Consider the following 20,256-nt stretch of genomic DNA (forward strand, 5'->3'; position numbering starts at 1 on the left):
GGACCTGCATAGGACATGACGCCCGAAATAATCCCTGCATCAAATCCAAATAAAAAACCTCCTAAAGAAACTACAAATGCTATAAATACTACTTTTTTTGACATTATTAATTGTTGGTTTTAGTTGCTATCTAATTTAAAATAACAGTTTGAATTGAACGAGAAGGCATATTTAATTTTGCGGTTTTCCCATCAATAGTTAACATATAATCAATGGCGTTATCACTATCATTTAAGGCTACAACGACAATACTTCCGTCTACATTTAAAAAAGAAGTGGCGCTTAAATGGTTTGCAGTAGTCCCTGTTGAAATTCTTTTAGCACCTGGTCTAATAAATTTTGAGAAATGGCCGATATAATAATACGAATTGGTAAAGATTAGTTTATCCGCTTTTGTATCTCCAATAACTGGAGCAAAGCATAAATTACCTACATGGTTTGGGCCACCAGTTTCATCCAATAAAATATTCCAATCGGTCCAAGCAACTGTTCCGTTGTTAAAATCGTTAATCATAGATTTTCCGTAACGCTCTGCTAATTTTGGATCTTCTATTCTATTAAAATCGTACTTTTCATTGGTGCCTTCTGTAAAAATTAAATTTTTCTCAGGATATGCTTCATTTACAGCAGCTATATTTTTATACATTGGTGTGCCATCTTTCCAATCTTCATACCAATGAAAACCAATTCCCCAAACATATTTAGACGCTTCCGGATCGCTTAAAATTACGTTGGCTCTTTCAAATATTAAATCTCTATTGTGATCCCAAACTATTATTTTTTTATCACCCAGCCCTTCTTTTTCAAGGGTTGGTCCTAAATTATTTTTTAAAAAGTCGCGTTCTTCTTCTGCAGTATAAATACAAGATTCCCAAGTTTGTTTTGCCATTGGCTCATTTTGAATAGACAATCCCCAAATTGGAATTCCTTCTTTTTCATACGCTTTTATAAATTTCGCATAATAGTTTGCCCAAGGTTGGTAAAATTCAGGTTTTAAACTTCCACCTTGTAACATATTGTTGTTGGTTTTCATAAATGCTGGAGGACTCCATGGGCTCGCATACATTGTTAACTTACCACCAGCAGCTTCTATCGCTAATTTTGTAAAAGGAATTCTGAATTTTTTATCTTGATCTATAGAAAACGTTTTTAATTCAGTATCGCCTTCTTCAATATAGGTATAACTAGCACTAGAAAAATCACAACTATGAATAATGGTTCTTGCCAAGGTATAGCCAATTCCATTATCTAAACTATAATAAGCTTCTAAGAACCGATCCTGATTTTCTTTAGATAATTTATAAAATGTTTCGGCAGAAGCATCGGTTAATGCAGCTCCTATACCTAAAAAAGTTTGATGTAATTTAGACGTGTTTACAAAAATAGATGCTTCAGTTTCAAGAGGTTGTATAAAATCTGAAAACAAGATATTTGCATCTGTAAGTTGTAATTTAACCTCACTACCCGTTACCGTGGTATATACATTTCCTGATTTGATTTCTAAGGTTGGTTGTTCTATTTGCATTTCATTTTTTTTCTGATCACATCCAAAAAGGATGCTTAACAATAATAGGGCAAAAATGGATTTTTTCATTTTATAAATAATTATTAGTATAGGTTTTACCAAATATATGTTGCAACGGAACCTCCCTCTAAAGAAGTAACAATCCATTTGTTATTAAATTTGATATTAAAAATTTCATTTGAATTTCCATCGTTTAATACGATTAATACTTTCTTTCCATCAGGTGTTTTAAAAGCGACATTGTGTAAATTTCCAACAATGTTACTTGAAATTCTTACAGAACCTGTTGGAACAAATTTAGAAGCATGTGCAATAATATAAAAAGCGACATTTTGGGAATAAGATGCGCTGCTGTTAATAGTTACACCGCCTTTACATGTGTTACAACCACCTGGAGTATGTGGTCCAAATGACGAATTATTGGCTAAGTTCCATTCTAATGCAGTTTTGCTCCAATTTCTCATAGACCCAATAATAACATTTTTTAAATGCCATTTTAAATCTCCATTAAAACTTCCAGTGCTAGCGGTGTATTGTTCTGTAAAATACACATCCTTGTCTGGATGTGCATTGTGTACTGTAGACAAAGCACTAATATCTCCTGCATATAAATGAAAGGCCGAACCAGCAATATATGATTTAGCGGCAGCATCATTTAGAATTGAAATAGGATATTCTGGTTTGTCACAATTATGATCATAAATAATAATTTTTGTGTCAATATTTGCTGTTCGAAAAGCTGGTCCCAAGTGATTTTTAATAAAATCGGCTTGTTGAGATGCTAACATTAATAAACTTGGATTATTACCTGGATGCAACGGCTCATTTTGTGGCGTAATTGCATTTATAATAATCCCCTGCTCCTTCATTTTTTGTATGTACTTCACAAAATATTGAGCATAAACACTATAGTATTGGGGCTGTAAACTACCGCCAATTGTACTATTATTATCTTTCATCCAAACAGGAGGTGACCAAGGGGTTCCCATTATTTTTATGGATGGATTGATTTTTAAAATTTCTTTTAACAGCGGTATTAAATGGATTTGATCTGGAGCCAAACTAAAATTTGTTAAGTTAACATCTGTTTGCCCTATAGGTAAATCGTTATATGAAAATGTTGTTTCATCCAAATCTGAAGCACCAATACTAATTCTTAAATAGCTTACAGAAATAGCATTTTCATTTGAACCAAATAATTTTTGTAATAATTCTTGTTTTTTTTCTAAGTTCAATGAATTTATTACTTGAGCACTTCCACCGGTAAGTGTAAATCCAAAACCATCAATAGTTTGAAAAGTTTGACTTTCATTTATTTCTACAGTTGGATAGATGTTATAGGAACTTCCAAAAGCTAAAATACTGGTTTGCTTTTGCAATTTTACAGCCTCATCACCTTTTGTAAGCCAAAAATCTACTTCGTTTTCAACAACACTAGGAATAACCGGAGGTTTCACAATTTCTCCTTCTGATGATTTATTGCAATTAGATATAGAAATAATCAAAAATAAGACAACTATAAACTTCATATTATTTACCATTTTATTAATCATTATTGAACAAAATACTCAAGGTTACTTGTTAAAGTTATCTTTAAAATAAATATTAAAGAAATCTGCATTATTGGTAAACTCTTACATACTCTATTTCCATAGTAGATTCATTAAAACTTGAATCAATTGTTCCTCCAAAACCACCACCCATGGCAACATTTAAAATTATAAATTGGTTGGCATTAAACGGCCACGTACTGCTATTTTTTGTTGCAGGATTGTAAGTGTAATGAACTTTACCATCTACTGAAAATACCATCTTTTCACTTGTCCATTCTAATGCGTAAATATGAAATGCTGTTGAAACATTATCAAAATATTGTTCACCGTGATTTATTGTTCCACCATAACTGGAAGGTGTATGCATTGCGCTTGAAATCCATCCTTGTCTTTTTCCTACATGTTCCATGATGTCAACTTCTCCACAAGCAGGCCATCCTACTGAAGTTATGTTTGATCCCAACATCCATATTGCAGGCCAAGTTCCAACACCTGTTGGTAATTTAGCTTTGACTTCAACCTTTCCGTATTTAAAATCAAATTTTCCTTGAGTTTTTATTCTAGCCGATGTGTATGCACTTCCGCTAAAATTTTCTTTTTTAGCAGTTATTTTTAAGATTCCGTTTTCAATTTTTACATTATCAGTTCTATCAGTGTAGTATTGAGCTTCTCCATTTCCCCATCCGCCAGATCCAGTTCCAATATCATATACCCATTTGCTTCCATCTAGTGATTCATTCCCATTAAACTCATCCGACCAAAGTGCCTTTTGAGTAATAAATATGGTTATGGATTTGGATGTGCTTACAAATTCGGATAAATTATAAGCAGAAACATAAATCACAAAAGTATTTAATCCCGACCCTGTATAAGTATAAGAAAAACTTCCATTGGTTACTTCTTTTGTTTCGCCATTACCAAATAAAATTTTATAAGAAGAGGCATTGGTTGCGCTTATATTGAAATTTACTATTCCGCTACCATCTCCATTCGGATTTGAAGCTGATACGCCTACAATCTCTGTATTTACCGCTAAATTTGAGGGCGTTAATGTTAAATCGTCATTTTGGTCAGAACCACCACCACAACTAAATAAAATTGCTATGACCATAAAAGCACAAACTTTATAAAAGAATTTTAATTTTTTTAGAAATTTCAAAATCAATTTTTTAATATTTGTAGGATATGTTGGATTACAATTTAAAAATACCCAGAACAAAATTTGCCCTGGGTATTTAATTTAGAATTGTATTAAGGTTTTGGTATTAATTTTAAATACCAAGCATTTCCTGTTTCAGTTCCTTGAATTCTAAGATACATGTATGTTGGTGTAGAAACCATTATTTCATATTCCTTTTGTAAAGCTCCATAGCCTATATAAGTATTTACACCCGCCAATTGAATAGCAACTTTAGTTGAAGGTGCTGATGCTGAAACTGCAGTGCTTGAAGGAACGAAAGAAAAGGCTGAAGTTCCACCAGCATAAGCATAACACCCTTCAGATCCAGATGCTGGAATTCCTGGAAGACCACCCGCTAAAGCACCTGTTTTTGTAAATGCACCATCCGGACTTGCAACTGTTAGTGAAAAAGTACCAGTAGCAGCCACTTTCGCAAAAGTAAAGGTAGCTGTGTAAAAACAGTTACAACAGTTAACCTTTTCATTTATAGAGGCAGCCCACCATTCTGGAGTTACAGAATTAGCATTCCAAGGTCCTACACCAAAATGACCTGCTACACTTTTGTCAACCACCCAGGTTTTAGAAGCGTTGTTTGTTAAATTAGTAACAATAGCTGGATTTGGAGTAAAATCGCTTCTTACAGTTATGTCTTTAGTAACATTTGTTGAAGTACCTCCTGAACCATAAGCCAAAACAGTGACTCTATATGTGTTTAAACCAAGTGTAGTATATTTTTTAGTAACCTTTCCAGTAGGAATATTAACAAAATTTACTGCATCGTTTGCATCATAGTCTATTTTCATACCAAGGATACCATCTCCTGTTATGTTAAATTTTACATCACCTGAACCATCTCCATTTGGGAGAGTTGCAGTTTTACCTAAAATTTCTACATCAATTACTATGTTTGAAGGAGCTGTTAAATCTCCCAAAGTATAGGTTTCCTCCGTGCAGCTAGCAATTGCTAAAAGTAGCACGAAAAAAACGCCTAAAATATATTTTATCTTTGTTTTCATATTTTTATATTAATTAGTTATTCTAAAATTATCTAAATAAATTACTTCACCTAAACCTCTATTTGGTCTATTGTAATTAATATTAAATTGTTTGTATTTTGCACCTGCAGGTATTGCAGTAATAGTAGTAGTGTCAAATACGAGCTCTTCCCATTGGTTTGCAACTGTTGTAGCAACAAAAATTGCAGTGTTTGGTGCTCCGTTTGTAGAGGCTTGTAGTTCTAAACCTACTCTTTTCCCTACTTCGGTTGCATAAACCAACATTTTAATTTTTGTCCCAGTACTTAAATCTATAGGAATATCTAAAGGTTTCCAAGTACCTGCCCATTCTTCAGCGTTCACTGGTTTTTCAAACTTAGCAACTTTTGAAGAAGTATTCAATCCTGTTGGAAATGGGTTTGCTACAATTGAGTAATTAACACCTCCAAATGTTCCTCCTGCCAAATAATTTTGAGAAGCTAATTCACAAGTGTAAGGAAACGCAAGTGGGTCAAAAATAATGATAGATTTTACACTTTCCGTCTTTGCAACTCCACCACTTAATGCTACAACTTTAACATTATAAGCTCCTCCAACAGCATATGTATGAACAGGTGTTGTTGCACCAACTGCTAAAGGTGTCCCAACTTCATTGGCTACATCTCCAAAATATACTAAAAACGATTTTGCATACAATGCCGTAGCCGAAACTTTAACAGTATATAGACTTATAGTAGTTGTAAAATTTAAATTTTCTGGCGCTCTATAAGTAACTGCCAAGGGATACGTTGTAGTTATTTGTTTTCCAGCTACATCAGAAGCTGTTATAGAAACAGTATAATTACCTTCAGGATAAGCATATGTAGTGCTTGATCCAGGGGAAACTGTTGCAGATGCATTAGCTCCTGTACCATGTCCGTAAACCACCTTAAATGAAGTTACTCCAGTTCCAATAGGGGTAATTTTTACATTCCCTGAGTTATCATTGCTGATATCAAAAATTTTGTCAAGGTTTGAAGATGTTGCAGAATCTAAAAAAGATAAATCACTATCAATACCTTCATCTACGGTACAATTTATAGTTACAGCCAGTAAAAATAACAGACCGAATATTAATTTTATGTTTTTCATGTTATTATATTTTATTAATTAATATCCTGGATTTTGAACTATTACAGTGTTTTGCAACTCTTTAAACGGAATTGGAAAAATTTCGTTTTTAGCTGTAAAACCTCTGCTTCCTAAGGCAGATGCCGCTTTCCCAGTTCTTACTAAATCAAAGAAACGATGTCCTTCACCACCTAATTCCAATCTGCGTTCAGCAGCAATTGCGACAAGAGAAACAGGAGTGCTAGGTAAACCTACTCGCGCTCTGACAGCATCTAATAGTGCTTGTGCTCTTGTTCCTGTACCTCCTAATGCTTCTGCTTCCATTAAATAAGTATCCGCTAAACGTATTACATAAGAGTTTTGTTTATAATTTAATACTGGTTCACCAGTACCGGTAGTTACATCAGATTTTCTCGGAGTAAATTTATTAAGAAAATATCCTGTATCTTGGTAACCACCAATATAGCTTGCTTGTCCTGCTGTTTGCAATGCTTTCATATCCAGTACCGTCGCACCAAATCTTGGGTCTGTTTTAATTACATCATAAAAGCCTTGTGTAATCACATTAAAACTCCACCCTGATGGTAAATCTGGAGCAGTTGGGGCTATTTTAGTGTACGTTCTTGGACCGCACATTACATTTACTGTGTTTCCTTCATCAGAGCCACTTCCCCAATTTCCCCAACCTGAACTAGAAACATTTGTATGCGCCACCTCTAAAATAGATTCCGTATTAAATTTATTGGTAACAATCCAAAGATCATTATAATTGGAAAGTAATTTGTACCCATACTGGCTTGTAGAACCCGGAGTACCATTAACTGCTGCCAATTCTGTTGCAGCCAAAGAATTTTTATTTTGATATAAATAAACTTTTCCAAGTAGGGCTTGAGTTGATCCTTTAGAAAAACGCCCAGCTTCATTGGCCGGAATAGTAGCTGGTAAAACAGCCAAAGCCTCTTTTAGGTCTTTTTCAATTTGAATATAAACATCAATTGGATTTGCCTGAATGACTGTATTAAATTCAGATGTAGCAAGAGGGACTGTTATTAATGGAATATTTTTAAACATTCTTACCAAGTTAAAATAATAATTGGCACGTAAGGCTTTAGTTTCAGCAACATATCTAGCTTTTAACGCTTCATCCATAGGTACATTAGGCAACTTTGTTAGTAAAAAATTGGCTCTAAAAATGCCTTGATAATGATCATTCCAAAAACTCGCCGGCATTATATTAGGGTTTATGGTATAATTTGAAAATCCTTGAATTCCAGCACCGTCAGTAGCTCCACCACCACCGGCAAAATGATCGTCTGAACCCGCATTCATCATGGTAATCATATTTTCAAAACCGCCTGAATTTTTTCTCATTACATCATAAACTGCAGTAAGACCAGAAAAAGCTTCTGTTTGGTCTTTATAATAATTCGCTTCAAGGCTAGTTCCTTTAGGCTCCACTTCTAAAAATTCTTCGGTACATGATACCGTTGTAATTACAATTGCTACCGCAATAAATAAGAACTTTATATTTTTTGTTTTCATAATTTTATATTAATTAAAATTGTATGTTAGCACCAATCATAAAAGACTGTGCTTGAGGGTAATACCCTCTATCTATTCCTAAAACATTACCACCAATTTCTGGGTCGTATCCAGTATATTTAGTTAAGGTCAATAAATTTTCTCCTGTTATATATACTCTTAGTTTTTGAGCTCCAATTTTACTTATTAAATCACTAGGTAATGTATATCCCAATTGCAAGACTTTAAAACGTAAATAATCTCCATTTTCTAAATAAAAATCGGATGATTTACCAAAGTTTCCATTGGTATCATTATTTGTTAATCTAGGATAAGTATTAGAAGTTCCTGGGCCTGTCCAACGACTTAAAGCGTCTGTTTGATAGTTTGCATTCAAAATATCAAGACGACGTAAACCTTGGAATATTTTATTTCCTGTTGCTCCTTGTGCAAATACCATAAAGTCAAATCCTTTGTAATCCAAATTTAAAGTTAAACCAAAGGTGAATTTTGGTAATGGACTTCCTAAGAATTGCTTATCTAAATCTGTAATAGTACCATTATCATCTGTATCTATCCAACGGAAATCTCCAGGTCTTGCATTAGGTTGAATTATAGTTCCAGCACTATTTGTATATGCCGCAATTTCTTCAACAGTTTGAAAAATTCCCGCAGTTTTAAATCCGTAAAACGAATTATAAGCTTCTCCTACTTGAGTTCTAGTAATAGATCCCATTGATTGAAATCCAGCTGCTCCAGAAGTAATAAATTCTTTACCTTGCCCTAAGAAAGTTACTTCATTTTTTAAGTAAGAAACATTCCCATTACCTGAGAAATTAAAGTCCCCAAATTGTTTACGAAAACCTAACTCTACTTCTATTCCTGTATTACTCATATCGGCAACGTTCCCTAAAGGACTACCTGTAGATCCAACATAACCTGGTAAATCATAAAATTGTAAAATTCCTGAAGTTTCCTTGTTGTAATACTCAACTGTTAAATTGAAATCATTAAATAACTTTGCATCAATACCAATATTTATTTGGGAGGTTTCTTCCCATTTAAGATCTGGATTTGAAGGTGCATTTGGGCTATTACCTACTGTAATTACAGTGCCTGTATCACCAAAAGTATAATTTCTTCCTCCACCAATCAATGCTAAATATCCGTTAGGTGGTATTGCATCATTTCCTGTAACCCCGTAACCTCCTCTTAATTTAATGGTATTTACTATGGAATTGTCTTTCCAAAAATCTTCTTTAGAAATTACCCAACCAGCTGAAAAAGATGGGAACATCCCAAATTTATTATTAGGTCCAAAATTTGAAGAACCATCACGACGAATAATACCCGTAAATAAGTATTTTTCTTTATAATCATAATTTAAACGAGAAAATAAAGAGGTTACTCTATGTTCTTGTCCTGTGTAAGCACTACCTGCTATTTGAGCTTGAGGAAGAGAAAAGGAAAAAGAAGCATCTTGATAATTATTAACGGGTAAATTAGTATACGTAACAAAAGCTCCACTAGAAATATTATCAATATAAGTACCTTGCCCTAATAAAATTGTGAAATTATGATCTGCTATTTGTTTTGAATAGGAAATTGTATTTTCTATATTCCAACCAAATGCTTTATTAGTACCTCTGCTTAAACTATTTTGGGAAGCAAAAACCGTTGGACTTAAAAAATATTTAGGTGTAAATGATTCATAACCCCAAAATGCCAATTTTCCTCCAACAGAAGATTTAAATTTTAAATTTTCAATAGGAGATATTTCAACAAAAACGTTTCCAACAAAATCATCAGACCAGTTATAGTTTCCTAGTCTTGAATTTATATACCCAACAGGATTTGACATTTCTTGACCAACAACTGAAGAAATTCCATAAGGATTTCCATTAACATCTCTAAAAACAGGATTGGAAGTATATAAAGTAGAGTTTGCAGCAACAGGATCTGTTACAACTATTGGTGTTGTAGGATCTAGATTGATTGCAGAACTTAAAGGCCCTCCAAATTCACTGTTGGTATTACCTAACCCAATACCTACCTGGTGAGAATAGCCTAAGGTTTGCCCAACTCTAAACATGTCGGATAGTTTATGTGATGAATTTAAACGAATATTCTTTTTGTTAAAATTAGAAATTTCTTTAGAAACAATACCTTCGGTATCTTGAAGTCCAAATGAAACGAAAAAATTTGATACGTCATTACCACCTGTCAGACTTATTTCATGAGAAGATCTTTTTGAATCATCATTAAAAATTGCCTTTTGCCAATCTGTTCCTAAACCTAAAGCGGCTAAATTTGGATAAACAATGTTACCACCTGCAGCAACAGATTTTTCATTCATTAATGCACCATATTGAGTTGCATTTAACAATTTCAATGATTTTTCAGGAGCAGATACACCTGTAAATCCAGTATAATTTACACTTATTTTTCCAGATTTACCTTTTTTTGTTGTAATCATAATAACCCCTGATGCCGCTCGTGCACCATAAATAGCTAATGAAGCAGCATCTTTAAGCACTTCAACCGATTCAATATCAGATTGATTTACAAAACCAATCGCTCCAGAATCAATTATAACACCGTCAACAACCCATAAAGGATTATTACCCCCATAAGTGTCAAAAGTAGTTAAACCCCTAACTCTAACAGTAGATGATGAACCTGGTTGGCCTGAATTTGCAGCAATAGTTACACCCGATACTCTTCCTTGTAAAGTTTGTTCTACGCGTCCGCTAGGAATGTTCTCAAGGTCTTTTGATTTAACCCCAGAAATAGCACCTGTAACAACACTCTTCTTTTGAGTACCATACCCAACAACAACAACCTCATCCAAACTTTGAGTGTCTTCTGCTAGAATAATGTTTAAATCATTTGAATTGTTTATCACAATTTGCTTTGTTGTATATCCAACAAAAGAGAATACAACAGTTTCTCCTTTTTGAACATTAGACAGCGTAAATTTACCGTCAAAATCAGAGGATGAACCTTTAGTTGTATTTTTTACAACAATGGAAACTCCTGGTAAAGGCATGCCACTTGCATCGGACACGGTTCCTTTAATTTCATAATTCTGCGCGTATATAGAGATACCCGCAAAACATAGAAAAAATGATAATAGTAGTGATTTCATATATTAATTGAATTAAGTTTTTCATAAAATTAGTCCAAAAAACTCTATACGCTTAAAAAGCAACCTATACAAAAAATATACAAGAACAATGTAAATTAAAAAATATCTTAAAATTATGTTAACAACTTAAACAAACTAAGGAAAGTATCGTTTTAAAAAGTAGAAAAATTAACTAAAAAAGACGTTACTACAACCTTGTAGTTTTATAAATGTTGTGGTAATGTTGAGTTCGTTTTGCTATTTGTAGTGTTAGTTTAAATCTCCAAAATGTACTCTACAAGACTTTTTTCGTGTGAAAGATCCATTTTTTTACGCAAACGATATCGTTTTATTTCTACACTTCGTGCCGATATGTTTAATAATGGGGCAATTTCTTTAGAAGATAAGTTTAATCTTAAATAGGCACATAACCTTAAATCATTAGGAGTTAATGCTTTATGAATTGTCTTAATTTTTTTAAGAAAATCAGTGTCTGCATTGTTAAACGCCTCTTGAAAAAGTTCCCAATCATTTGTGTTCGCTAAATTTTTATTTATAATTTTTAACACTGGTTTAATAATATGTTGGTCGTTTACAACCGTTAATTCGTTCTTAATAGAATTTAAAAGTTCATTCTTTTTGATAATACTCATGGTTGAAGATGAAAGTTCTCTTGTTTTACTCTCAATTTCATTCTGAAGTTTTTCATTTTTCAATTCCATAATTACTTTATCACTCTCCATTTGTGAAAAAGTAAATTCACGCTGCTTCTTAACTAATAGCAATCTTTTTTGACGTGTATAATGTCTTTTATATAAAGTATGAACTAAATAAAATGAAATAATCATTAGAATTACATAAAAAATAATCATCAAGTTTGAAAGATACCAAGGCCTATCTATTTTAAATGAGAACGTAGCAATATTGTTCGAAATTTTATCTCCTATTTTTGCTTTTATCCTCAAGGTATAGCTTCCAAAAGGCAGGTTTTTAAAAGCAATTTCAGAATCATTGGACCAATTACTCCATTTGTTATAAATTCCCTCTAATTGATATTGAAAATTAACTTCTTCATATTTATTAAATTCAGGAACACTAAATTTAAAAGAAACATTGTTTTCCTTATTTTCAAATTTTGATGACTTATTAAGTGAAACAGGAATTAAGTTGCCATTTGTAGTGTTTTTTAAAATTGAATTTATTCCAATTTCGAAATCATTTTCTTTAATTTTATTTAAATCTAAAATTAAATAACCTTCTGATGATCCAAATAAATAGGTTTGATTATTTAAATGCAACATACTTTCAAAACCTACCAATTCTCTTCTTAAAGAAGCCGGTAAAAATATTTTAGTTGTTTTTAAATCGTTGTTTAATTTAGCTTCTGTAAAATAGATTAAACTTTTTTCCGTAAAACCCCATAACGTTTTTGTTGTTTTGTCTTCAATAAACTTTCCAGAAATAAAACCATCATTCTTTAAAAACTTATTCGTTAAAATCGAATCCATTTCAAAATTTTCATTTTGATTATTGTATTTAAAAATTCCCTGATCAGCTGCATAAATTAACTCACCTCTATAAGAAGTAATTGCTGATTTAAGCGATTTTGGTGCGCTTTCTAAAATTTTGTAATTTAAAACTTTAGTGAAATCATTGTTTATTTCTAGCTTAAATACTCCTTTATATTCATGATTTACTAAAATATTACCATTCTTAGTAAATTCAAAAAATCTACTTGTTGGATTGAAACCTACTATTTTATTTCTAAATTGCCATTTATTATTTTTCTTTTCAATTACATTTAGACCATTATAATAGCCTTGAATTAGAATATCTTTGTTGTTCTTAATCGATTTAATATCCATAGTTCCCATAACATCCGTTATAAGATTTGCCTCATTATTATTGACAATAAAAGTTCCTTTATTATGTCCACAAAAAAGGGTATTATCATAAATTTTAAAACACCACACTTGCCCATCAGTTCCTTTAATGAAATTAAATTCACTAGAACCCAACTTTTTATAAAATAAACCTTGATTTGTTCCCAAATACAGATTATTGTTAAAAATAGCAGCGGTATATACAGAGCCTAATTTTCCATGTATGTCATTATAAACGGTAATTGGCGAATTAAAATTAATTACGCTAATTCCATTATCTAATCCAAGCCAAAGATTTAGTTCCTTATCTTCAAACATAGATAAAACGGTATTATTATTTAATCCCTTTTCTTGATTAATATGATGTAATAAATCTCCTTTGCTATTTAAATGATAAATTCCATTAGAAATAGTCCCTAAAATTAAACTTCCATCCCTTAATTGTAAGCTACTGTAAACACTTACAGTTGAAATAATATTATTTGTTGAAATATTCCATTTTGAAATTCCTTTTTCATCTAAATAATAAAAACCGTTTTGTTGAGTTTGATATAGAATTTTAGTGCCTACTTTAAAAATATTAACGAGTATTTTGGTTTTTAAAATAGGATTATCTGAAATTAAAACTGGATTCCCATTTTCAATTCTAAAAATACCTTCTTCTAATTTTTGGAAATAAATTCCGTCATCCACCAAAAAAACTTTTGGAAGTTGTGTTGTAGAATTTATAATTTTAAAAGAACTATTTATAGTATTATAAATATATATTCGATGCAATGATTGAAACAAAATAAAATTTTCAAAACTTAATATATTCCAAAAATCTTCCTCAATTAAAGGCTCTTTAAGTTTTTTACTTAAAGAAGTATATTCCAAACTTCCAAAATCATTTTTTTTCCAATACCCAAACTCCATATAATAACCTGCATAAATGGTATTTTTCACGCAATTTACAGAACGAGTAATTGTATTGTTGGGTGATGGATATAAATTCCAATTAGAACCATTAAATTCTAACAGCCCCCCATTATTTGCAACATAAATATATTTTTCATCAGATTGTGAAATCGACCAATTTTGATTCTCAGCCCCGTAAATTTTTGTAGGGTAATTTGTTACAGGGGGAAGTTCTTGCGCTTCTATAACAATAGAAGTGAAGAAAAAGAATAATAAAAGTAACTGAATATATAATTTCACTAAATAAATATTAAATAGAAACCACTACAATAATACGATTTTTATTGAATTTGATTCAAAAATACACCCTATATCTAAATTTAAAAAGTGCAAAAAAAATGTTTTTACAATTAAAAAAATCCTTAATATAAACCTAATTTCTATTTTTCCTCTTCGTCTATTGTTTAACTATTAAGAAATTATTTGGTTTTACTTTTGTCTTTCCAAAAAGTACTTTTTCTTTTGGGTTTATTTCAATTTTAATAACTGCATTCCCAAAATTAAAATAGCACTTTACTTTATTTCCTTTGTACTCACGAATAAAATTTATGCAATTATTTGAAATAGATAATTCTCCATATGAACCATATTGTAGCACAGGCTCAGAATTGCGTAAAGCAATCAGTTTTTTATAACTATTCAATATTGAATTTTCTTTTTTAGCCAAACTTTCAACATTTATTTGATCATAGTTTGAATTTACTTTAATCCAAGGTTTCACGTCTGAAAATCCAGCAAATTGACTATCATTCCACTGCATTGGGCTTCTCGATTTATCTCTATTGTGTTTATTTCCAATAGCAAGAGACTCCTTTTCTGACATCCCATTTTCTTTAGACAAGTTATAATGTGTACGACCTTGAATATCCATTATTTCATTTATTGAATTTGCTTCAATGTTTTCCATACCAATTTCTTCACCATAATAAATAAATGGAATACCCTTTGCCGTAAGCATTAATGCAGCCAATGCTTCAGCTCTTTCAATGTTATTTTTTGCCAACCTACTTATTAATCGAGGCATATCGTGACTTCCGAAAAACAGCGTAGGAAAGTTCGTCATATTAGTTTCCATACTTTGCATCTCCTCAAAAATTCGTTGCGCCGAAAACTCAGGAATACTGCCAAAATTAAAATTGAATACCACATCTAATAATTCAGTTCCTTGGTATTGTTTTAATACCTCAATTTTATCACTTCCTATTTCACCAACAATAAAACGATTCTCAAATTCATTGACTGTTTTTCGAATTATTTTCATTGCTTCTTTTACCCCTTTTTGATTAATGTCGTTTACATGTTCTTGTGCTCCTTTTTCGTTTGTTGGATTATCCAGAGTAATTCCATCAGTAGTTAAAAAATTTATAACATCTAACCGAAATCCATCTACACCCAAATTCAACCAAAATCTTAAAACATCTTGAATTTCTTTCACAACTTTTGGGTTTCCCCAATTAAGATCGGCCATTTTCACATCAAACTGATGGTAGTAATATTGGTTTGTAGCTTTATCTAATTCCCAAGCTGATCCACCAAAAAATGATTCCCAATTATTGGGTTGATCGCTCCAAATATAATAATCTCTATAAGGACTTTCTTTTGATTTTTTTGATTCTTGAAACCATTTTGAATCGGTGGAAGTATGATTTACCACCAAATCCATGATTACCTTTATGTTTTTTTTATGTGCTTTATTTAAGAAAATTTTAAAATCTTCCATAGTGCCATAAGTTGAGTCAATTGCATAATAATCAGAAACATCGTATCCATTATCGACTTTTGGAGATTGTAAAAAAGGGGTTAACCAAATTCCTTTAACTCCCATGTTTTCAATATAATCTAATTGCGTAGTTAGCCCCTTAAAATCGCTGAATCCATCGCCATTGCTATCCTTGTAACTTGGCATATAAATTTCATAGAAAACAGTTTCTTTCCACCATATTTTCTCATCATCCGCTTTAGATTTATTGGTGCAAGAGGTCATCATCCATAAAAAGGGTATAAGTACTATTAGTTTTAGAAGTTGCATGTTTTCAATTTAAAAATTATTATTCCAAAAAAAAATAGACTAATTTTATTTTTTTAGTTCGGGTTCCCATATCTGAAATCGATAACAATGTCATTGGCATATAATTTTCCGTCTTTTTCTAAAATTTTAGCATCCTGAGGCACAAACACCAACAGAGAAGAAATTTCTTTATTTATTTTAAAAGTAAAACTACCTGTAACATTTTTAGCAATAAATGCTCTTTGAATAGCATCATAAATCTTTAGTTTTTGTGTTCCTATTGAAATTGTTACTTCTTTAACTTCAGGATTTGGATTGTAATATAAGTAAGAAGGATAGGCTTTATTTTTATAAAAATCTGTTGCCAATAAATCTAATTGTAAAATGTTGGATACATTAGTTTTTGAAATAATTGCACCAGCAATTCCAACATGTCCACTTCCATATACGCTAAATTGTGACACTTTTGGATTGTCTTTATTCCAATGCATTCCATCTCCAATTGCAACCGGCGCTTCAATATGCTCATATTGCTCATAGTGTGCTTTTTTTATAAGACCTTCGTAAGCAATTACTCCTTTAGTGTGTTCTTTTTCTTCAGGAATTGTTTGATGCTCATCTGGAATTTCATTCGGGTAAAACAAACGAGATGTATTTGCTGCATTGAGCATCCATTTACCAATAGTATTAGCATACCTTTGATCGTAACGAACCATTGGAACAAGAGGCCACATGGCATCATAAGTATTCATTAAAAAACCAAATCCTCCATTATGAATAGTACTTCCAACAATACCAGAAACATCGTATCCATTCCAATTATCAACCAGCACTCCCCATCCTTCTCTACAAACAGAAGAACCATCAAAAGTCCAGTTTAATATTTTTGAAAAATCATAATCAGTACCTTGCTCAGCATTCATTCTAGCCGCAACATAAGCTCCAAATGGCATTAATATTTCATAAAACCTATTTTCCTTTTGATTGAGCAGTGCTTCCAAAGATGATTTTGCCCCTTCTAAATATTTAGGTTCCTGAAATTTTTGATAGGCTGAATACAAAACATACGCATGACCGGCAGCAACATCTTCCTGTGAACAAATCCAATTTTTTGTAGGTTTCATTGTTGCATAATTAAAAAAGGAATAATCATAATTTCCATTCAAAACAGCATCAGCTTCATAAAATTTATCTGCTACAGACCGAAGTATTGCTTCATACCCCTTTTCTTCAGGATAAAAATCAGCTACTGCATAAAACATAACATTCGGATAAACGTCGTACCACCAGTCTCTTGCATAACCTCCCCCCAATTGAGCAACTTCAGGACACGTATTATTCATCATGATATTCCATTTTGTTTCTGAATTGAAATAATTTTTTAGCATTCCAACATAATTTTCACCATTTTGTTTAGATTTATCAATACCGACCAAACTACTTCCTAAAACAGAACCTATACTTGCAAGCGATTCATGAAAAATACCATCAAAATGTTCATTTCCTTGTCTAACATCTCCCATTGCAGTATAAATTCCAAAGGTTTCTTGATCAATGTTTTTACGTGAATTATCTTTCCAAATCAATGGCCAATATGCTCCTTTTTGATTAGAATCATACACCAATCTATCATAATTTTTTGCTATCTCATTAAAATCAATAATTTTAAATGGTTGTGGTAAGTTTGGCATTTGATCAACTCTAGCTATTGACTTTTGCTCAATTGGTGCTGAAATTCTAATTTTAGAAGAACCGCATGAAAACAACAAAAAGGGTAAACATGCAATAACAACACTATATTTAAACATCTTTTTAATTTTCATTTTCAAGTGTTTTTTGTTGTTTTAAAAGTTGTTTGGCAACTGGTATTGAAATTAATTGAAGAACCCCAATAATTAACAATGCATATCTTAGGGCTATATCGGTATTTATATAAAATGCAATTCCTAAAAAGGTACTTGCACCTATTAATCTTCCTACAAACAATCCAAACTCATGATTTAAAATATAAGAAAATTCATTTCTATTCTCTTTTTCTGAAAGTATATCAATTACTTTTAACTGAATTGGAAAATAAGCGATATCGAGTACAGGTCTGGCAATTAATAATAGAAACATAAAAATTATAACACCAGTAGAATTAAATAATAGTCCGTTAAAAAAGGATCCAAGGAAAAAGCAAATTAAACCAATGCTAAAAATAACAAGTCGGTGCTTTGGTTTGGTATATTTTCCTAAAATCAACATAATTATTGCCGAAATTACTGCTCCTATAGATATTGCAGTTCCTAATGCGCCTTCTGAATTAAAAAATTTCATCATAAGCATAGCTGGAGCAGTCACAATAAACCCTTGTGCCAATCCTTTTAATAATGATAACTGAAGCATTTTTTTCCAAAGTTTATGAAAACTAAAATATAGAAACTTTTCATTTTTTGGTTTTTCATACGTTCCAAAATGGAACACAATTGAAGCAATAATGGTAATTATAAAAACCACCCCCGTAACTACTCTATAACCAGCGTTTACACCTTCGTTCGAATTGCCGTTTCCATTCATTAAATACCAACCTATAATTACTGGTACAATAGATGCTATGATGGTATAAAAAAAAGTTTCGAGTCCATAATAAAAATTACGAGTTCTATCTTTAGTGGTAGACAGCACCAAATAATCTCTATTAGCCCAGTACAATCCAAAAGACATACCCATTATTAATCCGGCCATTACTAGTCCAAAATAATTTATTTCTTTTAAAGACATCATAAAAACCATAGATACCCCACTTAATAACATACCTAAAGAAAATAACCGTTTAATATTAAATTTATTCAGCAAATATCCGTTGATAAAAAAGGTAATAGGAATACCCGTATAAATTGCCATCTGATAAAAAATCACCTTTGAAGGATCATTAGAATTACGCATTATATATGAAGCTACAAAAATGTCTATTACGGGTAACACAAAGGCGTAAATAACATTGGTTAGAATCAATATTTTTGCACTTCTTGTAAAATCTTTTAATCCTACTTTTGCTAAATCTATCATCATTGTTTTAATGTTTTTAAAATTTCTTTAATTGAAAAACTGGCTGAGCAAACAAATTCATCCGATGCTCCATAATACATAGTTATAGTATCTCCTTTTACATAATGACCATTTGTGAAAACTACATTACCGAAAAATCCAGTTTGCTCATAGTCGGCAATTGGCTCCATAATAGGTTCTTCGGATCTTGCTATTACTTTTGAGGGATCATTTAAATCTAATAATAAAGCACCTAAACAATACCTGTGTTTTGCTGTTGCTCCATGGTAGATTTCCAACCACCCTTTTTCAGTTTTTATAGGTGATGCTCCTGCACCTAGTCTTTTACTGTCAAACTTTCCTTCTCTTGTTTTGGCGATACATTTATGGTTTCCCCAGTGAACACCATCGGGTGATTGTGCCAACCATATATAATTTCCGCCTAATTCGGGACTACTAGGTCTATGCAATGCATAAAACATTCCATTAATTTTTTCTTCAAAAATGGCGCAATCTTTATTGTGAGGACTAAAAATCATTCCTGATTTCTCAAAACTTTTCCAGTCTTTTGTTGTTCTTAATCCTACACCAACTCCATTTGGAGAAACCATTGTATACGTTAAATAATACTTGTTATCTATTAAAGAAACTCTACAATCTTCAATTCCAAACGACTCGTATTCTCCTTCTCCAAAAATAGCAGGATATTCTTCTGATTCGATAAAATTTACACCATCGGTGCTAAAAAGTAATCTTAGATGAGATATTGTTGTTAAATAATCAATTCCATCATAATTAATAACTCTTGCATCGCTGGCATTTAATTTTGAATCATTCAAGTTAAAATCTAAAATTTCTACTTTGCCAACATTATTATAAATTGGCACAGATACAATACCTTCTTTTTGAATTGTTCTTTCAGCAACGCGCACCAAAACTCCTATTTTTCCATTAAACTCAAAGACTCCTGGATTGAGCAAACATTCGATAATCATGTTTTTATTACTAGGCAACAAATCTTTAGGAGATAATAGTGGATTTTGTTGATGCCTTTTAGCTATGTCAGCCATAAATTTAAATTTTTATTTTGAAAGTGTAAATGAACCCTAATTTTGCCTACTATTATAAATTTTTTAACAACAGTTCATTTAAACTGTTGCCAAATTTTAAAATGATTTTTCAATATTATTTGTAATTAAGCTAAGTTCTTATTCATTTACAAAATAGAAGTAAAAAAAATAACTGAAAAGGTTTTCACTAAACAATATTAAATAGAAACTACAACAATAATACGATTTTAATGAATATGATTAAATATTCCAACCCTTATAACCTACATCAGTTCTCAAAAAAAAGTGTTAATTAAA

General features: G+C 31.6%; 12 protein-coding genes. All 12 read right to left on the reverse strand.

Annotated elements, in window-relative coordinates; translation table 11 throughout:
• Nucleotides 1-130: 130 nt before the first annotated feature.
• Nucleotides 131-1,594 carry a glycoside hydrolase family 30 protein gene (locus Q8S45_RS09480; protein ID WP_305604106.1) on the reverse strand — a complete coding sequence of 488 codons (1,464 nt, stop codon included), beginning with the start codon at nucleotides 1,592-1,594 and terminating at the stop codon, nucleotides 131-133.
• A 26-nt stretch (nucleotides 1,595-1,620) separates the two neighbouring features.
• The gene (locus Q8S45_RS09485) at nucleotides 1,621-3,054 is read right to left on the reverse strand and encodes a glycoside hydrolase family 30 beta sandwich domain-containing protein (RefSeq protein WP_305604107.1); all 1,434 of its coding nucleotides are present in this window, start codon (nucleotides 3,052-3,054) and stop codon (nucleotides 1,621-1,623) included.
• A 91-nt stretch (nucleotides 3,055-3,145) separates the two neighbouring features.
• Entirely contained in the window at nucleotides 3,146-4,237 is a 1,092-nt protein-coding gene (locus Q8S45_RS09490) for a glycoside hydrolase family 16 protein (RefSeq protein WP_305604109.1), read from the reverse strand.
• 92 nt (nucleotides 4,238-4,329) lie between these two features.
• Nucleotides 4,330-5,274: a hypothetical protein gene (locus Q8S45_RS09495; RefSeq protein ID WP_305604110.1), complete on the reverse strand. Its 945-nt coding sequence runs from the start codon at nucleotides 5,272-5,274 to the stop codon at nucleotides 4,330-4,332.
• Between the two features lie 9 nt (nucleotides 5,275-5,283).
• A complete protein-coding gene (locus Q8S45_RS09500; protein WP_305604112.1) occupies nucleotides 5,284-6,384 on the reverse strand; it encodes a hypothetical protein in 1,101 nt (366 codons plus the stop codon).
• Nucleotides 6,385-6,402: 18 nt separating this feature from the next.
• Nucleotides 6,403-7,905 (reverse strand): RagB/SusD family nutrient uptake outer membrane protein, encoded by a 1,503-nt coding sequence (locus tag Q8S45_RS09505; RefSeq protein ID WP_305604114.1) that lies wholly within the window; start codon nucleotides 7,903-7,905, stop codon nucleotides 6,403-6,405.
• Between the two features lie 13 nt (nucleotides 7,906-7,918).
• A complete protein-coding gene (locus tag Q8S45_RS09510; RefSeq protein ID WP_305604116.1) occupies nucleotides 7,919-11,032 on the reverse strand; it encodes a TonB-dependent receptor in 3,114 nt (1,037 codons plus the stop codon).
• 254 nt (nucleotides 11,033-11,286) lie between these two features.
• Complete coding sequence (locus Q8S45_RS09515; protein WP_305604118.1) at nucleotides 11,287-14,091, reverse strand: triple tyrosine motif-containing protein; 2,805 nt, start codon at nucleotides 14,089-14,091, stop codon at nucleotides 11,287-11,289.
• 157 nt (nucleotides 14,092-14,248) lie between these two features.
• Complete coding sequence (locus tag Q8S45_RS09520; protein WP_305604119.1) at nucleotides 14,249-15,880, reverse strand: alpha-glucosidase; 1,632 nt, start codon at nucleotides 15,878-15,880, stop codon at nucleotides 14,249-14,251.
• A 53-nt stretch (nucleotides 15,881-15,933) separates the two neighbouring features.
• Nucleotides 15,934-17,682 carry a hypothetical protein gene (locus tag Q8S45_RS09525; protein WP_305604121.1) on the reverse strand — a complete coding sequence of 583 codons (1,749 nt, stop codon included), beginning with the start codon at nucleotides 17,680-17,682 and terminating at the stop codon, nucleotides 15,934-15,936.
• Nucleotides 17,672-18,913 (reverse strand): MFS transporter, encoded by a 1,242-nt coding sequence (locus tag Q8S45_RS09530; protein ID WP_305604123.1) that lies wholly within the window; start codon nucleotides 18,911-18,913, stop codon nucleotides 17,672-17,674. The genes Q8S45_RS09525 and Q8S45_RS09530 overlap by 11 nt, the downstream gene beginning before the upstream one ends.
• Nucleotides 18,910-19,959 (reverse strand): glycoside hydrolase family 130 protein, encoded by a 1,050-nt coding sequence (locus tag Q8S45_RS09535; protein ID WP_305604124.1) that lies wholly within the window; start codon nucleotides 19,957-19,959, stop codon nucleotides 18,910-18,912. Before Q8S45_RS09535 ends, Q8S45_RS09530 begins: the two co-directional genes overlap by 4 nt.
• Between the last annotated feature and the right edge of the window lie 297 nt (nucleotides 19,960-20,256).

Source organism: Lutibacter sp. (assembly GCF_030692605.1).
Lineage (GTDB): Bacteria > Bacteroidota > Bacteroidia > Flavobacteriales > Flavobacteriaceae > Lutibacter.

What these genes read in the sequence shown, in the direction of transcription:
- Q8S45_RS09480 (WP_305604106.1), bottom strand. Translation starts at nt 1,594, where the DNA reads ATGAAAAAATCCATTTTTGCCCTATTATTGTTAAGCATCCTTTTTGGA.
- Q8S45_RS09485 (WP_305604107.1), bottom strand. Translation starts at nt 3,054, where the DNA reads ATGAAGTTTATAGTTGTCTTATTTTTGATTATTTCTATATCTAATTGC.
- Q8S45_RS09495 (WP_305604110.1), bottom strand. Translation starts at nt 5,274, where the DNA reads ATGAAAACAAAGATAAAATATATTTTAGGCGTTTTTTTCGTGCTACTT.
- Q8S45_RS09500 (WP_305604112.1), bottom strand. Translation starts at nt 6,384, where the DNA reads ATGAAAAACATAAAATTAATATTCGGTCTGTTATTTTTACTGGCTGTA.
- Q8S45_RS09505 (WP_305604114.1), bottom strand. Translation starts at nt 7,905, where the DNA reads ATGAAAACAAAAAATATAAAGTTCTTATTTATTGCGGTAGCAATTGTA.
- Q8S45_RS09510 (WP_305604116.1), bottom strand. Translation starts at nt 11,032, where the DNA reads ATGAAATCACTACTATTATCATTTTTTCTATGTTTTGCGGGTATCTCT.
- Q8S45_RS09520 (WP_305604119.1), bottom strand. Translation starts at nt 15,880, where the DNA reads ATGCAACTTCTAAAACTAATAGTACTTATACCCTTTTTATGGATGATG.
- Q8S45_RS09525 (WP_305604121.1), bottom strand. Translation starts at nt 17,682, where the DNA reads ATGAAAATTAAAAAGATGTTTAAATATAGTGTTGTTATTGCATGTTTA.
- Q8S45_RS09530 (WP_305604123.1), bottom strand. Translation starts at nt 18,913, where the DNA reads ATGATGATAGATTTAGCAAAAGTAGGATTAAAAGATTTTACAAGAAGT.
- Q8S45_RS09535 (WP_305604124.1), bottom strand. Translation starts at nt 19,959, where the DNA reads ATGGCTGACATAGCTAAAAGGCATCAACAAAATCCACTATTATCTCCT.